Here is a 15185-nt window from a genome sequence, read left to right as displayed (position 1 = left end):
GGCTAAAACCTAACCCCCCAACCCCCTTCCCTACCAGGGAAGGGGGAGAAACACCCCTCTCGGAGCAGGAGAGAGGTTGGGGGAGAAGTCTATTAGACATCTCCAATAATAAAAAATCAAATCAATTATTGTACATAAATCATCAATTATTTCCCCCTACTCCCTACTCCCTCTTTTTTAGACATCTCCAACAATAAAAAATCAAATCAATTATTGTACATAAATCATTAATTCTTTTCCCCAATTCCCAATTCCCAATTCCCTTTTTTCTGGCAGATAAATCATTAATTTTTTCCCCTGTTCCCTGTTTCCTATTCCCTATTCCCTAGCGCGTAGCGCGATAAAATAAGGTCTCAAGTCTCCTACAAAAGGAGAAGATACTGATAACTAATAACTGATAATTGAAATGATTGTTTATCAAGTTCGTTTGCTCAACCCAGAAATTGGTTTAGATAAGACTATTGAAGTACCTGAAGATGAGTATATATTAGATATTGCTGAAGATTATGGAATTCTTTTACCTTATGGATGTAGGCAAGGAAATTGTTCTGGTTGTTTGGGAAAATTGATAAGTGGTGAAGTTGACCAAAGTGAGCAAAAGTTTTTGCGTCCGGAGGAAAAAGAAGCTGGTTATATTCTTACTTGTGTAGCTGTTCCTTTGTCTGATTGTACTATCTATACTCACCAAGAACAGGTTTTATATAAATCCTCTCTTTACCAAAAAAATTAAGGTTTAAAGCCTCTCCTTTTAAGGAAAAAAAACAAAAAAAATTCTTTTAATCAATCCTGACTATTATAGAAGAGGTAATTATTAATTGTTAATTATTAATTATTAATTATTGAAAAGTATGATGATAAATAGATTTATTTACGAAAATTCGGTTTCTTATCAAGGTTATTTGATTATTCCTTATGTATTAGCGATCGCTAACGATATTCCAATTTATTCATATAAGTTATTATCAGATTTAGGACATAAGGGAAATTTTCACCTGGGGGAAAATTATACAGGTTTTTATACTAATAGCATCGAGAAAATAATTAAAGTTGCTCAATCGCATTTATATGAAAATTCGGATATTAAATCTCATCGTGACTATTTTAAGTTGAGATACGTTTATGATGATAATTTAATTATTATTCATCAAGAGGCTGATAAGTTTTTTTACGACCATTATAAACCTGATAGTTTGACTAATATTGCTGCTCCGAAAATTTTTCAGTCTGAATATGAATGTATTAATTGGGTAAAAGCTGGACTCGATAGAGCTAAAAAAAAAGGTTAATTTATAGCTATTAGCTGTCAGCTATTAACTTATTCTTTTTAAAGGAAGAATGAGAGTTAAAATATTGAGAGAATATTGAAAGTTACTCTCAAAGCATTCTTTGCTAATTTTTCTCATTAATTACTTGCTACAGGATGATTACTACTGAAAAGCTGTTTGTGTAGGATTGTGCTTGTAACATTTTTTTATCTATGCTATAAAAACAGATATAGCAATCCTAAATAGGTTGCGGATAATCAAAAAGTAGATAAAAAAACTGAAACTCCCACCTATTCCCTGTTGCCTGTTCCCTAAAAGCGGTAAGATTTTTATACACAAATAAAATAGGATTGCCATAATTTATATTACCAAATTTAGGGAATATTTGTTAAATATTTAGCTTTTTCTTAAATTTATTTAAACAATCAAAAAGTTGTTTATTAAATAAGATAAACAAGATTGTAATAATATGTAAATTAAGTTCTCCTATAAAACAGGAATATGCCACAATTATAGAGAAAGTAAAATTTTAACTTAAGTAGAAAGAAACAGACAGTAAAAATAAGGTAAATGTAGGCTATTATTCAGAAGCAAATACCAATAAAAGTAAGCTTAGGGAGATTCATATATGGAAACTGCCATAAAAGATACTAAAAGTAAAGATTCTCAACAAGCAAAAAAAGGTCATCCCAGTGGCGATAAACGCTTCAAACAGTTAGATATTACAATGAAGCGGAATCAATATCGTCAAGATTCTTTGATTGAGGTATTGCATAAAGCCCAAGAAACATTTGGCTATTTAGAACCAGATGTTTTGACTTATGTAGCACGGGGTTTAAAGTTACCATTAAGTAGAGTTTATGGAGTAGCAACTTTTTACCATCTTTTTTCACTCAAGCCTAGTGGCGCTCATACTTGTGTGGTATGTATGGGTACTGCTTGTTATGTAAAAGGCGGTGGAGAAGTAGTTAAAGCACTAGAAAAAGAATTAGAAATTAAAGTAGGAGAAACAACGCCAGATAATCAAATTTCTCTGATGGCTGCCCGTTGTATAGGAGCTTGTGGAATTGCACCAGCAGTGGTATTTGATGGTAAGGTTGCAGGTAAACAAACTCCAGAAGCAGTGATGGAAAAAATCAAAGGTTGGCAGGAATAAATTAAGTCAAAAGTAAAACTTTTAAATCAGTTTTTGTTTGTAGTTGGGCTTTAGCCCGAATATTTATTTGTAGTTTTGCTTTAGCCCAAATATTTATTTATAGTAGGGCTTTAACTCTAATATTTATTTGTAGTTTTGCTTTAGCCCGAATATTTATTTGTAGTTTTGCTTTGGCCCGAATATTTATTTGTAGTTTTGCTTTAGCCCGAATATTTATTTGTAGTTTTGCTTTAGCCCGAACATTAAGTAAATTTTTGTTTAGTTTAAAGTTACTGACTATTTTTTGATTATATAAATGCTGAAAGCCAGAAAAAAAATATAGTTGTGACACTAGAATATTTAGTCAGTGGGAAGAAATAAATTTTGTGATATGAAGACTAAGAAAGACTATTTTACCTAACTACTAAAATTTCTATTTTTACTGACTTAAAAGTAAAGTTCAGCTCAAAAAAACAAACAAAGCTAACTGTCGATCGCTGACTGTTAATAGCTACAAAAAAGAGAGGAGAACGAAATATGGACTATCAAGAATTGCTCGACATTGCCGAAACGGAAAAAAACAGGCAAAAAACTATTCGGGTTCACTGTTGTACGTCTACAGGTTGTCAAGCTTCTAACTCTGTAGACATTATGAAAAATATGAAGAATGCAGTCAAAACACTTGGTCTCGAAGATCGCGTCCAAGTAGTGGGAGTAGGTTGCATGGGAGCTTGCGGACGCGGACCCCTAGTACAAATAGACCCTGATGATATTCTCTATGAGGAAGTAGAACCTGAAAACGCAGCAAGTATTATTGATGCACTCAATGGCGGTACAACTGAAGTCATCAAAGGCGATTCTCAGCACCCATTCTTTTCTCACCAACTCCGCATTGTCAGGGAACACACAGGAAAAATTGACCCCGAACGCATAGAAGAATACATAGCTGTCGGTGGATATCAATCTTTATATCACGCTATACATGAAATGTCTCCTAGTGAAGTCGTAGACGAAATTACTCGCAGTGGGTTGCGCGGTAGAGGTGGTGGCGGTTATCCCACTGGTTTAAAATGGGCAACAGTTGCCAAAATGCCAGAAGGTCAGAAATATATTATCTGCAACGGTGATGAAGGAGATCCCGGTGCATTTATGGATCGGAGTGTATTAGAAAGTGACCCCCATTTAGTATTAGAAGGAATGGCGATCGCTGCTTATGCTGTTGGAGCAAATCATGGTTTCATCTACGTTCGCGCCGAATATCCTCTCGCCATCCAACGTTTAAAAAAAGCTATTCAACAAGCGAAAAAATACGGACTATTAGGCAGTCAAATATTCGACTGTCCCTTTGACTTCAAAATTGACATCCGCATCGGTGCTGGTGCCTTCGTTTGTGGAGAAGAAACTGCCCTCATTCAATCGGTAGAAGGCAAACGTGGCAACCCAGTCCCCCGTCCGCCATATCCTGCTCAGTCTGGTATTTGGGGTTGTCCGACTCTAATTAATAACGTGGAAACTTTTGCCAACATTGCTCCCATTATTAAAAAAGGTGCAGACTGGTATGCTAGTATTGGCACTGAAGATAGCAAAGGTACAAAAATATTTGCTCTCACAGGTAAAGTCCGCAATAATGGTTTAATTGAAGTACCTATGGGAATTACCTTACGAGAAATAGTAGAAGAAATGGGCGGTGGTGTTCCCGGTGGGGAAGTGAAAGCAGTCCAAACAGGCGGGCCTTCTGGAGGATGTATCCCTGCTTCCATGCTTGATACTCCTGTAGACTACAAATCTCTTAGCAATGTGGGTTCGATGATGGGTTCGGGCGGCATGGTTGTCATGGATAAGGAAACGAGTATGGTAGAGGTGGCGCAGTTTTATATGGAATTTTGTCGTGGTGAAACTTGCGGTAAATGTATTCCTTGTCGTACTGGCACGGTGCAGTTGTACGCTTTGCTGACTAAGATTTTGAATAAAAAGGCGACTTCTATTGATTTGGAAAAATTAGAAGAGTTGTCTTATCTGGTGAAAGATACTAGCTTGTGTGGTTTGGGAATGACTGCACCTAATCCAGTTTTGAGTACGTTGCACTATTTTAAACAAGAATATCTAGAGCTGTTGCAAGAATCAGAATTTAATAACGGTCATGTTGTAACTGCTGCTAATTGAGTTAGTAGGGTTAAATGGCCATTCGCCCCTACTAAGGTAAATATTCTGATTTTTTGAATTAGGCATAGTTATAGACCAGGAGAAGAACAAAATATGTCAGTAATAACGTTAACTATTGATAGTAATCAAATTGCAGTTGAGGAAGGAACTACTATTCTGGAAGCTGCGAAGGAAGCAGGGGTTCATATTCCTACTCTCTGTCATTTGGAGGGTGTCACCGATATTGGAGCTTGTCGGTTGTGTCTGGTAGAGATTTCTGGGATGAGAAAGTTATTACCTGCTTGCGTAACTCAGGTTACCGAGGGAATGGAAATACAGACTCAGACTCCGAAGTTGCAAGAATATCGGCGGATGTTGGTGGAGTTGCTGTTTTCTGAAGGTAATCATGTTTGTGCAGTTTGTGTTGCCAATGGAAACTGTGAACTGCAAAATGTGGCGATCGAGGTGGGGATGGATCATAGTCGGTTTGTTTATCGTTTCCCAGACCGAGGAATGGATCTATCTCACAAACAGTTTGGCATAGATCATAATCGTTGTATTTTGTGTAGTCGCTGTGTGCGAGTTTGTGACGAAATAGAAGGTGCCCATGTTTGGGATGTGGGTAGTCGTGGTGCTGCTTGTTTTATTGTTTCTGGTTTGAATCAACCTTGGGGAGAGGTGGATGCTTGTACTTCTTGCGGTAAATGTGTGGATGCTTGTCCGACTGGGGCAATTTTCCGTAAGGGAGCAACGGTAGCTGAGATGGAGCGCGATCGCTCGAAATTAGAATTTTTGGTCAATGCTAGGGAAAATAAACAATGGACAAGGTGAATACAGTTATCAGTTATCAGTTATCAGTCGATAGTTAACAGTTATTGGTTTAGCACTATTAACTACTGAAATTAAAAAATTGGGTTATTTTCTACTCCCTATTCCCTATTCCCTATTCCCTATTCCCTATTCCCTATTCCCTGTTCCCTTGAAATATAGTTAGAGACTGAATTTATCAAACTACCTTTTCCCTGTTCCCTGTTCCCTATTCCCTATTCCCTATTCCCTAATTTAAGGTATTAATTATGTCAAATAAAATTAAATTTGCCACAGTTTGGTTAGCTGGATGTTCTGGTTGTCATATGTCGTTTCTCGACTTAGATGAATGGTTGTTTGAACTGGCAAATCATGTCGATGTTGTTTATAGTCCGGTTGGCAGTGATATTAAAGAATATCCAGAAAACGTTGATGTTTGTTTAGTGGAAGGAGGCGTCGCAAATCAGGATAATTTAGAAATAATTCTTGAGGTCAGAAAAAAGACTAAAACGTTAATTTCTTTTGGAGATTGTGCTGTTACTGCAAATGTGCCAGCTATGCGAAATATGTTAGGTGGTACGAAACCTGTTTTGGAACGAGGTTATTTAGAATTGGCAGATGAAAATCAGCAATTACCAAATGCGCCGGGAATTGTACCAGAATTACTTGACAAAGTTCTGCCTGTGCATGAAGTAGTACCTGTGGATATTTTTATGCCTGGATGTCCGCCTCCTGCCAGCAGAATTAAGGCAACTTTAGAACCTTTATTAAAGGGTGAAAAACCAAAAATGGAAGGTCGAGAAATGATTAAGTTTGGGTGAATTTTAGTAGGTTGGGTTGAGGAAACGTAGCTTGCTTCTCCGTAGGAGTAACCCAACTTATATCATGTCCGCTTGAATACTTATACTTTGGTAGAAGGAAGGCAGAAGGTTTTCTTGCAATTGTGATTTAATTCTATACACAAACGATGCTACCGGACATGATATTAAACGAAAAATTTCTTTCCTTTTACTTTCTAATAATGACAATTTTTAACGCAAACCTACACGTCTTTTTGTTGGGTTGCGCTGCCGCTTAACCCAACCTACTCAAAAAATGCTTACTTAAATGCTCAAAATTTTGCTAAAAAAGCAGGTTTAGGTATCTGGAATTCTCAACAATATTGGGGGAAAGCCCGCGTTTGTAATTAAAAATCAACCGCCGGGAAATCTATTCCCTAGTAAAAATGTAGGTTGGGTAGAACGAAGTGAAACCCAACAAAGCGTTATTTATGTATTTCACTTAATCAGTAAAAATTTAATCAGTAAAAATCATAATCTTATTAAACTAAGGAGAAAATAAACTATGTCTAAAACAGTAGTCATTGACCCCGTAACTAGAATCGAAGGTCATGCCAAAATATCAGTAATATTAGACGATGCTGGAGAAGTATCCGACTGTCGATTTCATGTTGTAGAATATCGTGGCTTTGAAAAATTTTGTGAAGGACGACCTTTTACAGAAATGGCAGGAATAACAGCAAGAATTTGTGGGATTTGCCCTGTCAGTCATTTATTAGCATCTGCCAAAACAGGAGATAAAATTCTCGCTGTGCAAGTTCCTCCTGCCGGGGAAAAATTGCGCCGAATGATGAATTTAGGGCAGTTAACTCAGTCTCATGCTTTAAGTTTTTTCCATCTTAGTAGTCCTGATTTTTTATTAGGTTGGGATAGTGACCCTGCTAAACGAAATGTCTTTGGTTTAATGGCAGAAAATCCTGATTTGGCAAGGGCAGGAATTCGACTCCGGCAGTTCGGTCAAACTGTTATTGAATTGTTAGGAGCTAAAAAAATTCATGCTGCTTGGGCGGTGCCTGGTGGTGTACGAACTCCCCTCTCTGAAGAAGGGCGAGAATGGATAAAAAATCGTCTGCCAGAATCTTTTGAAACTACTAATATTGCTCTTAATTTGTTTAAAGGTTTATTAGACGAACAATTGAAAACTGAAGCCGAAGTTTTTGGTAAGTTTCCATCATTATTTATGGGGTTAGTTGGGGAAAATGGTGATTGGGAACATTACGGCGGAAAGTTACGGTTTACTGATAGTGAAGGTAATATTGTTGCCGATAATTTAAGTGAAGATAATTATCAGGAATTTTTAGGAGAAGCAGTAGAAAGTTGGTCTTATTTGAAATTCCCCTATTACAAACCCATGGGTTATCCTAATGGTATTTATAGAGTCGGACCTCTTGCTCGCTTGAATGTTTGTTCACAAATTGGTACAGAAAAAGCAGACCAAGAATTAAAAGAATTTCGAGACCGCGCAGGTGGTGTTCCGACTTCTTCTTTCTTCTATCATTATGCTCGTTTGGTAGAAATTATTGGCTGTTTAGAAAGAATTGAACAACTGATAGATGACCCTGATATTGTTTCCCCTCGCACCCGCGCTACTGCTGGTATTAACTGTTTAGAAGGAGTGGGAGTTAGTGAAGCGCCAAGGGGTACTTTATTCCATCATTATAAAGTAGATGAAAATGGCATTATTCAGAAAGTAAATATGATTATTGCTACTGGTCAAAATAATCTGGCAATGAATCAAACTGTGACTCAAATTGCCAAATATTATATTCACAATAATCAAATTCCAGAAGGAATGTTAAACAGAGTTGAAGCTGGTATTCGCGCTTTCGATCCTTGCCTTAGTTGTTCGACTCATGCAGCAGGTCAAATGCCATTACATATTCAATTAATTTCAGCAAATGGCACAGTTTTAGATGAGGTATATAGGAATTAAATAGCTTTCAGCTATTAGATAAAGGTAGTAGACTGACACATCTAAAAATGGTGCAATAAGTGTAGGTTGGGTTGAGGGACGTAGCAAGATCCCGTCAGGGTAACCCAACAACCGTCTTTCTCCCCTCCGACCGTACGGACGTTTTCCGCTAAGAGCGGACATGAAACGCTGCGCGACATGAAACGCATTTTTGTTATGCAACGTCCCTACCCCCTAATGTACAGTTTTAGCTGTGTCGGTCTAGTAGTAAACTGACATATCTGAAATGGTGCGTTACGACAGATTGTTAAATCCCTTTCACAGTCTAAATTATAGCCGTCTAACGCACCCTACTGGACTACTGGAGTGAGACTAAAATTTTGAGAAAAAAACCTAACCCCCCAACCCCCTTCCCTAACAGGGAAGGGGGAGAATATTTCTCCCCTCTCCTTGTAGGAGAGGGGTCGGGGGAGAGGTATTAATTTGCTCAAATTTACCCACACAAATAGACTCGCTTTTGCTAGACAGAAATAGCTTAACTATAAGTTATAGATAAATAAACATTTTTCCACCTTATAAATTTCCCAAATTATCCACAAAATTTTGATGTTCTACTGTAGCTAACCCCTGTTGTACTACTTCAATAACTTTCATTAAATTTCCTGTTAATAAAGCAGTTTTATCTAACCATAACCCAGGAAAAATTTCACTACAAGTTATTCCTTCTGAATTAGGTTGAAGCTGAATATATTCCCCTGATTTTAACCGAAACCAATCAATTTCTCCATCTTCAACTCGCCAAATCAAATATTCCTGAACTTGATTACGACGATAAATTTTTAGCTTATCATGCACATCAATAGAAACACTACTCGCAGCAATTTCTACTATTAATTCCGGCGCACCTTCTACATACCCATCCTCACTAATAATTGACTGCCCATCCTTTTCAATTCGGAGCAAAGCATCCGGTTGAGGTTCATTATCTCCATCCAAACGAATAGTAGAATTATCTCCAAGTTCTATACCCGGAGTTGCTGACCAATAAATGCCTAACCAAGTCATAATTCGTGCATGAGGATTACCATGTTTTGTAATTCGTAAAGGAGAAGCTATATAAACTATTCCCTCAATTAATTCTGCCTTTTTAATATTTGACTTGCTGTAACGATTTTCAAATTCTATTCTAGTTAGGCGATCACCATTTTCTAGGGTAGGAATTGTTGATATTAATACTCTATTTTTCGATTTACTTGTCATAATTTTCGCCTCATTGCCTTATAAATTACATTTTTAGGACTTACGCAGTACAACCTATTTTCGTCATTGCGACCGACAGGGAAGCAATCTCTAATCCCATTTTTTCCTACCTCATGCGGTAAGTCCTGATTTTAATAAATTTTAGGCGTTGCATAAATGCGGGATGATTTTAACAGTTTTGTGGAATGGGCATCTTGCCCGTTCCTGATATTTTCGGACAGGCAGGATGCCTATCCCACCTAATATTCATCCCTTAATTCAGCAACACCAAATTTTAAATACTTGACTCCAACGGTAAACTAAATACTCTTGAACTTGATTTTGACAATAAACTTTGAGCTTATCATGCACATCAAGAGAAACACTACTCCCAGCAATTTCCACAATTAATTCTGGCGCTCCTTTCACATCATCCTATGCCTCTTCTCCTAATTCTGCAATGATATCAAACCGATAGTCATTAGCCAATTTAAGCAAAGTTTCTTTGATTTGCTGCTGTGACTCTGGAATTTGCTCTAATAAAGAAATTACTTCTTGAGAGTTACAGGTAATAGCTGCTATACGGAGTTGAGAGCAAAAATCTTTACCCATAAAATTTAAGGTTTCTGGAGATAAACTAGATATTGGTAAAGTGGAGTCTGTAGGAGTAGAGGGAAGATCGCAAAAACTATAAATATATTTAACATCCAGACATTCAGCGATGGAGTTAAGCAAAACATCTTCTACTAATGGTTTGGAAAGTATATCAGCACAGTTAGCTTCCAAAAATGATTGTTGCTCCTCATTTAAAGTTCTGGCAGAAGCAGAAAGGGCAATGATCGGGGTGGCTTGACCTTCAGGAGTGGATTTAATTTGTTCAATAGCTTCAAAACCATTCATCAAAGGCATTTGTAAGTCCATAAAAATTAATTGTGGTTGGTGCTCTTCCCACTTTTGAATAGCTTCTTCACCATTGACTGCCTCTAATACTCGAAAACCTAATTCTTCTAAAATAATTACTACCAATTGTCGATTATCTTCTCGGTCTTCAACTACTAGAATACAATATTCTGGTTGATCGGGAGCAAGACCAACTATGTGTTGCTCGGCGGACAAATTTACAGGAGCGATATTAGACATAGAATTAACAATAATTGAGAAATTAGCAGTTGTTCCCAAATTCAGCTCGCTGTTAATTTGAATATCGCCGCCCATGAGTTGCACAAATCTCTTACTAATTGTCAAGCCCAAACCCGTACCTGTTTGAGATTCCTTACCTGCTTCTCCTTGAACAAATGAGTCAAATATTTTTTCTAAGTCTTGCTCGCTGATACCTTTACCTGTATCTGAAATTTCAAAGGATAAGGTGGCAGTTGTACTAGGAAATATTTCTTCTGTATTATCATCCTCAGTTTCTGAGATTTGTACAACTCCTACTTTTAACTTGACATGACCCAGATCGGTAAACTTGATGGCATTGGAGATCAAATTAATTAGCACTTGTCGTAGTTTCCGTTGATCGGCATAAATGTATTGAGGAACTTCAGGATCAATTTCAAACATTAACTGGAGACTTTTACTTTGTGCAACTATCTCAAACATTTCTCTGAGATTGTTAATTAAGGAGTGAATCTCGAAGAAAGTTGGTTGTAGTTGCATGCGGTTAGCTTCAATCCTAGACAAATCTAACACTTCTTCGATTAACTCTAGCAGATAATGCCCATTTTTCGTCATCATATTTAAATGCTCTCTCTGCTCGTTGTTAAGATTATCTCCATAACTTAGAACTTGAGTAAAACCGAGAATAACATTTAAAGGGGTTCGTAGTTCGTGACTCATACGACGGATAAATTCGCTTTTAGCTTGGCTAGCTGTTTCTGCTAAATTCTGGCTGTGCAATAATTCTTCTTGAATACGCTTGAGTTGAGTGATGTCTGTAATTACCCCAGCAATTCCCATTTGGCTATTTTTTAACTCTACAGGATAAAAATTTGCTAGCCACCAACCTTCTATTTCCGAAGCGACAGTATAGGGAATATTGATTTCGATATTTCTCACAATTTCACCTGTTGCCAATATTTGAGAGAATATGGGATTTAATCTATCTGTTAAATTCGGTAGTAATTCTGAGAAAGTTTTACCAATACTTTCTAATACGTTCAACCTGTTAATTCTAGCAAAAGTCGAATTTATGCGTAAAAATCTTAATTCTTCGTCTAATAAAAACAAACCTGTAGGGCTAAACTCATATAAAGTTTCCAGAAAATTATTAGTATGTGCAAGTTGAGCTTTGGTCTCTTGTAGTTCGTTAATATTCACCAATGTTACTACTATACCATCGTTGATGTTGTCTTCCCGAATATAGGGATTAACACGCAAGAGTAAAATCTCTCCAGTTGTAGATAGAATTACTTCTCTCTCTATTGGTTGTTGAGTTTTGAGAGCTTGTTGTAAAATTTCTATGAAATCTCGACAGTCTAGGTTATGTGTAAAATGATATAGAGGACGATTAATATCAGTCCCTCTAATGTTAATAGCTTGGCTAGTAGCAGGGGTAAATCGACGAATTCTCAGATTTTTGTCGAGGAAAATTACACCAATATCTATACTATGAAGTAAGTTATCAATATCTTCACTCAAATGAGTCAGCTCTTCAATTTTTGCCTGATACTGGGAGTTAATAGTAAAGAGTTCTTCGTTAGCAGACTGCAATTCTTCGTTGGTACTCTGAAGCTCTTCGTTGGAAGCGAGTAATTCTTCATTGGTAGCTTGTTGCTCTTCGTTAATAGTTTCCAACTCTTCTACTGCTGCTTGCAAATTTTCTCTAGTTTGTTGTAGCTCATATTCTAGCTCTGCAATTTGTTGGGCAACTTCGGGTACTACCTCATAGACTTGATTTTGAAGATTGCTGACAGCCATTATTGGTGGAGTTTCTACTTCCAAAAAGATAATCAAATATTCCTCCAATGATGGGTTGTTAATATTGTAACCAACTCGTAAAGTAATACTTTCTTCTCGATCATTGTGATAAAGTTTAATTCCAGTATACAAAACTGTCTGCTTGTCTCGTTTCGCACGATGCAGAGCTGTACCCATAGGTAACTTGAGTTCTGGTAGAATAATTTCAGTGACTTCTAAGTTGGCTTCCCCGACAGGAATTTGCAGCAGCTCCGCATCATTATAAAAAACATTCAGCAAGCGGTTATCTAAATTCACTAATAAACAAGTAACTTTTCTTTCTCCGAAACCCAGTCGAAATACTTCCACCAACATTTGGTCAAACCTAGAGCGATTAATTTTTGTCTGCTTAGACGGATCGATAGTAGGTAGCACTACTGGTTTTTGTGTCAGATGAGTTAATGATAGCTGTACATCTCGTCGTTTGCGATAAATATTCCAACGGGAGTTGAGAGTAACAAATTCTTCACTTAATTCTCCCACGCTTTCAGTATTGCCTAAAAATAGAATTCCTTGGGATGATAAAGAAAAATGAAGTAACCGCAGCACTCGCTGCTGTAATTCTGGCTGCATATAAATTAGTACATTACGACACGAAACCAGATGCATTTGGGAAAAACCAGGATTTTTGGTCAAGTCGTGAGGAGCAAATATTAGCATTTCCCTTAGCGAGCGCCTTATCTGATAACTGCCTAATTCATTATTAAAATATCTTTCTAGGTATTCTTGAGGCAGATGATCGACAATATTTTCTGGATAAATTCCCCTAGCAGCAGTTTCTAGAGCATTACTATCTATGTCAGTGGCAAAAATTTTCACATTGAGAGATTTACCAGTTTGCCGCATGGCTTCATTAACCAGTATCGCCATTGAATAAGCTTCTTCTCCAGTTGCACAAGCAGAGACCCAAATACGCAGTTGTGTTTCTTCCTGTTGAATCCTATTTACGATTTCTGGAATAATTTCTGTCTTTAAATATTCCCAAGCTGGAGGGTCTCGAAAAAATGAGGTAGCACCGATCAGCAAATCTTGACAAAGTATTTTTTGTTCCTCTGAAGAATTTTTGAGGTAATGAATATAATTTTCTAGCTTTCCGTATCGTGACAGAGTGCAGCGATGAATAATGCGACGGCTGAGAGTAGAAATTTTGTAATAAGAAAAATCTATGTCCTGAGTTCTGTAAAGGATACCTAATATTTCTTGTAGTTCTTCAGGAATAATTAATGATAATTCTCCTTCTTGATTTTCTGGAGATGATAGTGGGTTTCTTCCCGACTCCACAATCTGATACACAAATTGAGCCAGTTCTCTTGGAGATAAGATTTCCTCAAGTAACTCCGAGGAAATCGTATTAGTGGACACACTCGTAAATTGGCCTGTTTCTGAAGATTGGGCTAGGGATATGCGATTAGCTCTGTGAATGGCTCTCAACCCTTCTAGGCCATCATTCTGATTACCGGAAATGAGAATAGCAATAGCTTGCCTTCCCCATTCTTGAGCTAGGGACTTGAAAAAGCTATTGATGGGGGTGTCGGACTCTGGAGGATTGTCTAGTAAATGTAGAATGCAATTTTCTAGCTGTAGATATTTGCCTTCTACTATCGCCATAATATAGAAAGCATTGGAGATAATAACTGTCTCATTTTCTATTGTATAGACTTTAGAGGGAGTTTTTTCTTCTAGGAATTGAGTCAATCGAATAATGAAACTAGGAGATTGAGTGTGGAGTAATATTATGAATGCAGCATTTATCTCATCCGGTAGATTAAGAAAAAATTCTTCTAACTGCTGAAAATTATCTGTAAATATTACTATACCGACTACAAATAACTTTTTTTCCTGCTGTAGTTTCATTATTTTAGTTTTGATTTTTTGGTGGGTTTTCTCGTTCTTAGATGGCTTTATCAAAGCTTTACGAGAGTTGCAGACTATAATTCTACTTTGGGGTTTGCTGAAAAAATCACAAAACGAATGACTTGTGTAGTTTTTAAATGGTTGTACTGCCGTGTCAAGACTAAAATTGTGGGTGTTTGAGCGAGCAACCTAGAAGACCTATCCCTCAACCCTTCTCCTGTGAGCATAGAGGACTGCTCCCCGTTCCCTTGCAGGGAAGGGGGTTGGGGGGTTAGGTTTTTTAACCCACATTTTCAAGCTTGACACGCCACTACTCTTTTCCTCTCACTGAGAGACTGTTTGTAAAATAAGTATTAAGAAATTAAATAGTGACTAAAATCTAAAAGCACTAAGACTTTAAACAATTGAAATCTGGTAAATAGAGAGATGTTTGGTATATATCTTTCTAGATGTAAAATAGACAAATATTTGTCAATATTTATTCCTGCCAATTCCTAATTCTCAATTCTCAATTCCCTGTCTCCTCTAAAAAATTAATCGTATATTCAGCTTCAAATTCAGAGCATATCCGAATAAATATCTAATTTTAGTGTACCTTAGGAGAAAAGAAGCACAATTTCTGATTGAGAATTTAGAATTTAGAATTACACAGGACTTACGCAAAATCTTGAATTATACCCTATCTGTAGGGGTGATTCGCGAATCACCCCTACTAGATGTGGTGGTTATGCGTAAGTCCTGTTACAGAGGTTTTCATTTGAACCAGTCCTCTTCTTAAAAATAAGAGGTAATTATCGCTTGCTAAAACTATCTAAAAGCATTGACATATAAAGACAAGTGCCTTTTTGGGGTCGAAAAAAATGCGCCTGTTTCAGTCTAAAACGCTCCAAAAGTTAGTATTTTAGGCAAGAATTAGGCAGAACAATCTTGGGACAATTCTTACTCCTACCTCCCCTAACTCCTGTCTCCTGTCTCCTGACTCCTGTCTCCTGTCTCCTGTCTCCTGTCTCCTGTCTCCTGTCTCCTGTCTCCTG

General features: G+C 37.1%; 12 protein-coding genes. 7 read left to right on the top strand and 5 right to left on the bottom strand.

Annotated elements, in window-relative coordinates:
* Positions 1-406 precede the first annotated feature (406 nt).
* From ACP6PM_RS23245 to hoxE, 3 genes are all read left to right on the top strand, one after another.
* The gene (locus ACP6PM_RS23245) at positions 407-730 is read left to right on the top strand and encodes a 2Fe-2S iron-sulfur cluster-binding protein (protein WP_426588827.1); all 324 of its coding nucleotides are present in this window, start codon (positions 407-409) and stop codon (positions 728-730) included.
* Positions 731-848: 118 nt separating this feature from the next.
* Positions 849-1286, top strand: a complete 438-nt coding sequence (locus tag ACP6PM_RS23240) for a hypothetical protein (RefSeq protein ID WP_426588825.1) — start codon at positions 849-851, stop codon at positions 1284-1286.
* Between the two features lie 607 nt (positions 1287-1893).
* The gene (gene hoxE / locus ACP6PM_RS23235) at positions 1894-2421 is read left to right on the top strand and encodes a bidirectional hydrogenase complex protein HoxE (RefSeq protein WP_426588823.1); all 528 of its coding nucleotides are present in this window, start codon (positions 1894-1896) and stop codon (positions 2419-2421) included.
* 97 nt (positions 2422-2518) lie between these two features.
* Here hoxE and ACP6PM_RS23230 read toward each other — a convergent pair whose 3' ends face one another.
* Positions 2519-2752: a hypothetical protein gene (locus ACP6PM_RS23230; RefSeq protein ID WP_426588821.1), complete on the bottom strand. Its 234-nt coding sequence runs from the start codon at positions 2750-2752 to the stop codon at positions 2519-2521.
* A 185-nt stretch (positions 2753-2937) separates the two neighbouring features.
* Between ACP6PM_RS23230 and ACP6PM_RS23225 the strand changes: the two genes are divergently transcribed.
* The 4 genes from ACP6PM_RS23225 to ACP6PM_RS23210 all read left to right on the top strand — a co-directional run bounded on the left by ACP6PM_RS23225 (position 2938) and on the right by ACP6PM_RS23210 (position 8121).
* On the top strand, positions 2938-4563 hold the full coding sequence (locus ACP6PM_RS23225) for a NuoF family protein (RefSeq protein WP_426588819.1): 1626 nt from the start codon (positions 2938-2940) through the stop codon (positions 4561-4563).
* A 93-nt stretch (positions 4564-4656) separates the two neighbouring features.
* Positions 4657-5373, top strand: a complete 717-nt coding sequence (hoxU, locus tag ACP6PM_RS23220; RefSeq protein WP_426588817.1) for a bidirectional hydrogenase complex protein HoxU — start codon at positions 4657-4659, stop codon at positions 5371-5373.
* Positions 5374-5618: 245 nt separating this feature from the next.
* Entirely contained in the window at positions 5619-6170 is a 552-nt protein-coding gene (locus ACP6PM_RS23215; RefSeq protein WP_426588815.1) for an NADH-quinone oxidoreductase subunit B family protein, read from the top strand.
* A gap of 523 nt (positions 6171-6693) precedes the next feature.
* Positions 6694-8121, top strand: coding sequence for a Ni/Fe hydrogenase subunit alpha (locus ACP6PM_RS23210; RefSeq protein ID WP_426588813.1), 1428 nt, complete (start codon positions 6694-6696; stop codon positions 8119-8121).
* A gap of 552 nt (positions 8122-8673) precedes the next feature.
* Here ACP6PM_RS23210 and ACP6PM_RS23205 read toward each other — a convergent pair.
* The 4 genes from ACP6PM_RS23205 to ACP6PM_RS23190 all read right to left on the bottom strand — a co-directional run bounded on the left by ACP6PM_RS23205 (position 8674) and on the right by ACP6PM_RS23190 (position 14378).
* Complete coding sequence (locus ACP6PM_RS23205; protein WP_426588811.1) at positions 8674-9360, bottom strand: Uma2 family endonuclease; 687 nt, start codon at positions 9358-9360, stop codon at positions 8674-8676.
* A gap of 258 nt (positions 9361-9618) precedes the next feature.
* A complete protein-coding gene (locus tag ACP6PM_RS23200) occupies positions 9619-9768 on the bottom strand; it encodes a Uma2 family endonuclease (RefSeq protein ID WP_426588809.1) in 150 nt (49 codons plus the stop codon).
* Positions 9769-9774: 6 nt separating this feature from the next.
* Positions 9775-14151 (bottom strand): CheR family methyltransferase, encoded by a 4377-nt coding sequence (locus tag ACP6PM_RS23195; protein ID WP_426588807.1) that lies wholly within the window; start codon positions 14149-14151, stop codon positions 9775-9777.
* Positions 14152-14225: 74 nt separating this feature from the next.
* Positions 14226-14378, bottom strand: a complete 153-nt coding sequence (locus ACP6PM_RS23190; RefSeq protein WP_426588805.1) for a hypothetical protein — start codon at positions 14376-14378, stop codon at positions 14226-14228.
* Positions 14379-15185: the final 807 nt, after the last annotated feature.

The organism is Dapis brunnea BLCC-M229 (assembly GCF_050015995.1).
GTDB lineage: Bacteria > Cyanobacteriota > Cyanobacteriia > Cyanobacteriales > Microcoleaceae > Trichodesmium.
This window is presented reverse-complemented; position numbering and strand designations above follow the sequence as displayed.

Bases quoted from the DNA above. Each gene is read 5' to 3' on its own strand.
- hoxE (WP_426588823.1), top strand. From the start codon at position 1,894: ATGGAAACTGCCATAAAAGATACTAAAAGTAAAGATTCTCAACAAGCA.
- ACP6PM_RS23245 (WP_426588827.1), top strand. From the start codon at position 407: ATGATTGTTTATCAAGTTCGTTTGCTCAACCCAGAAATTGGTTTAGAT.
- ACP6PM_RS23190 (WP_426588805.1), bottom strand. From the start codon at position 14,378: ATGCTCACAGGAGAAGGGTTGAGGGATAGGTCTTCTAGGTTGCTCGCT.
- ACP6PM_RS23215 (WP_426588815.1), top strand. From the start codon at position 5,619: ATGTCAAATAAAATTAAATTTGCCACAGTTTGGTTAGCTGGATGTTCT.
- ACP6PM_RS23205 (WP_426588811.1), bottom strand. From the start codon at position 9,360: ATGACAAGTAAATCGAAAAATAGAGTATTAATATCAACAATTCCTACC.
- ACP6PM_RS23210 (WP_426588813.1), top strand. From the start codon at position 6,694: ATGTCTAAAACAGTAGTCATTGACCCCGTAACTAGAATCGAAGGTCAT.
- ACP6PM_RS23195 (WP_426588807.1), bottom strand. From the start codon at position 14,151: ATGAAACTACAGCAGGAAAAAAAGTTATTTGTAGTCGGTATAGTAATA.
- ACP6PM_RS23225 (WP_426588819.1), top strand. From the start codon at position 2,938: ATGGACTATCAAGAATTGCTCGACATTGCCGAAACGGAAAAAAACAGG.
- ACP6PM_RS23240 (WP_426588825.1), top strand. From the start codon at position 849: ATGATGATAAATAGATTTATTTACGAAAATTCGGTTTCTTATCAAGGT.
- hoxU (WP_426588817.1), top strand. From the start codon at position 4,657: ATGTCAGTAATAACGTTAACTATTGATAGTAATCAAATTGCAGTTGAG.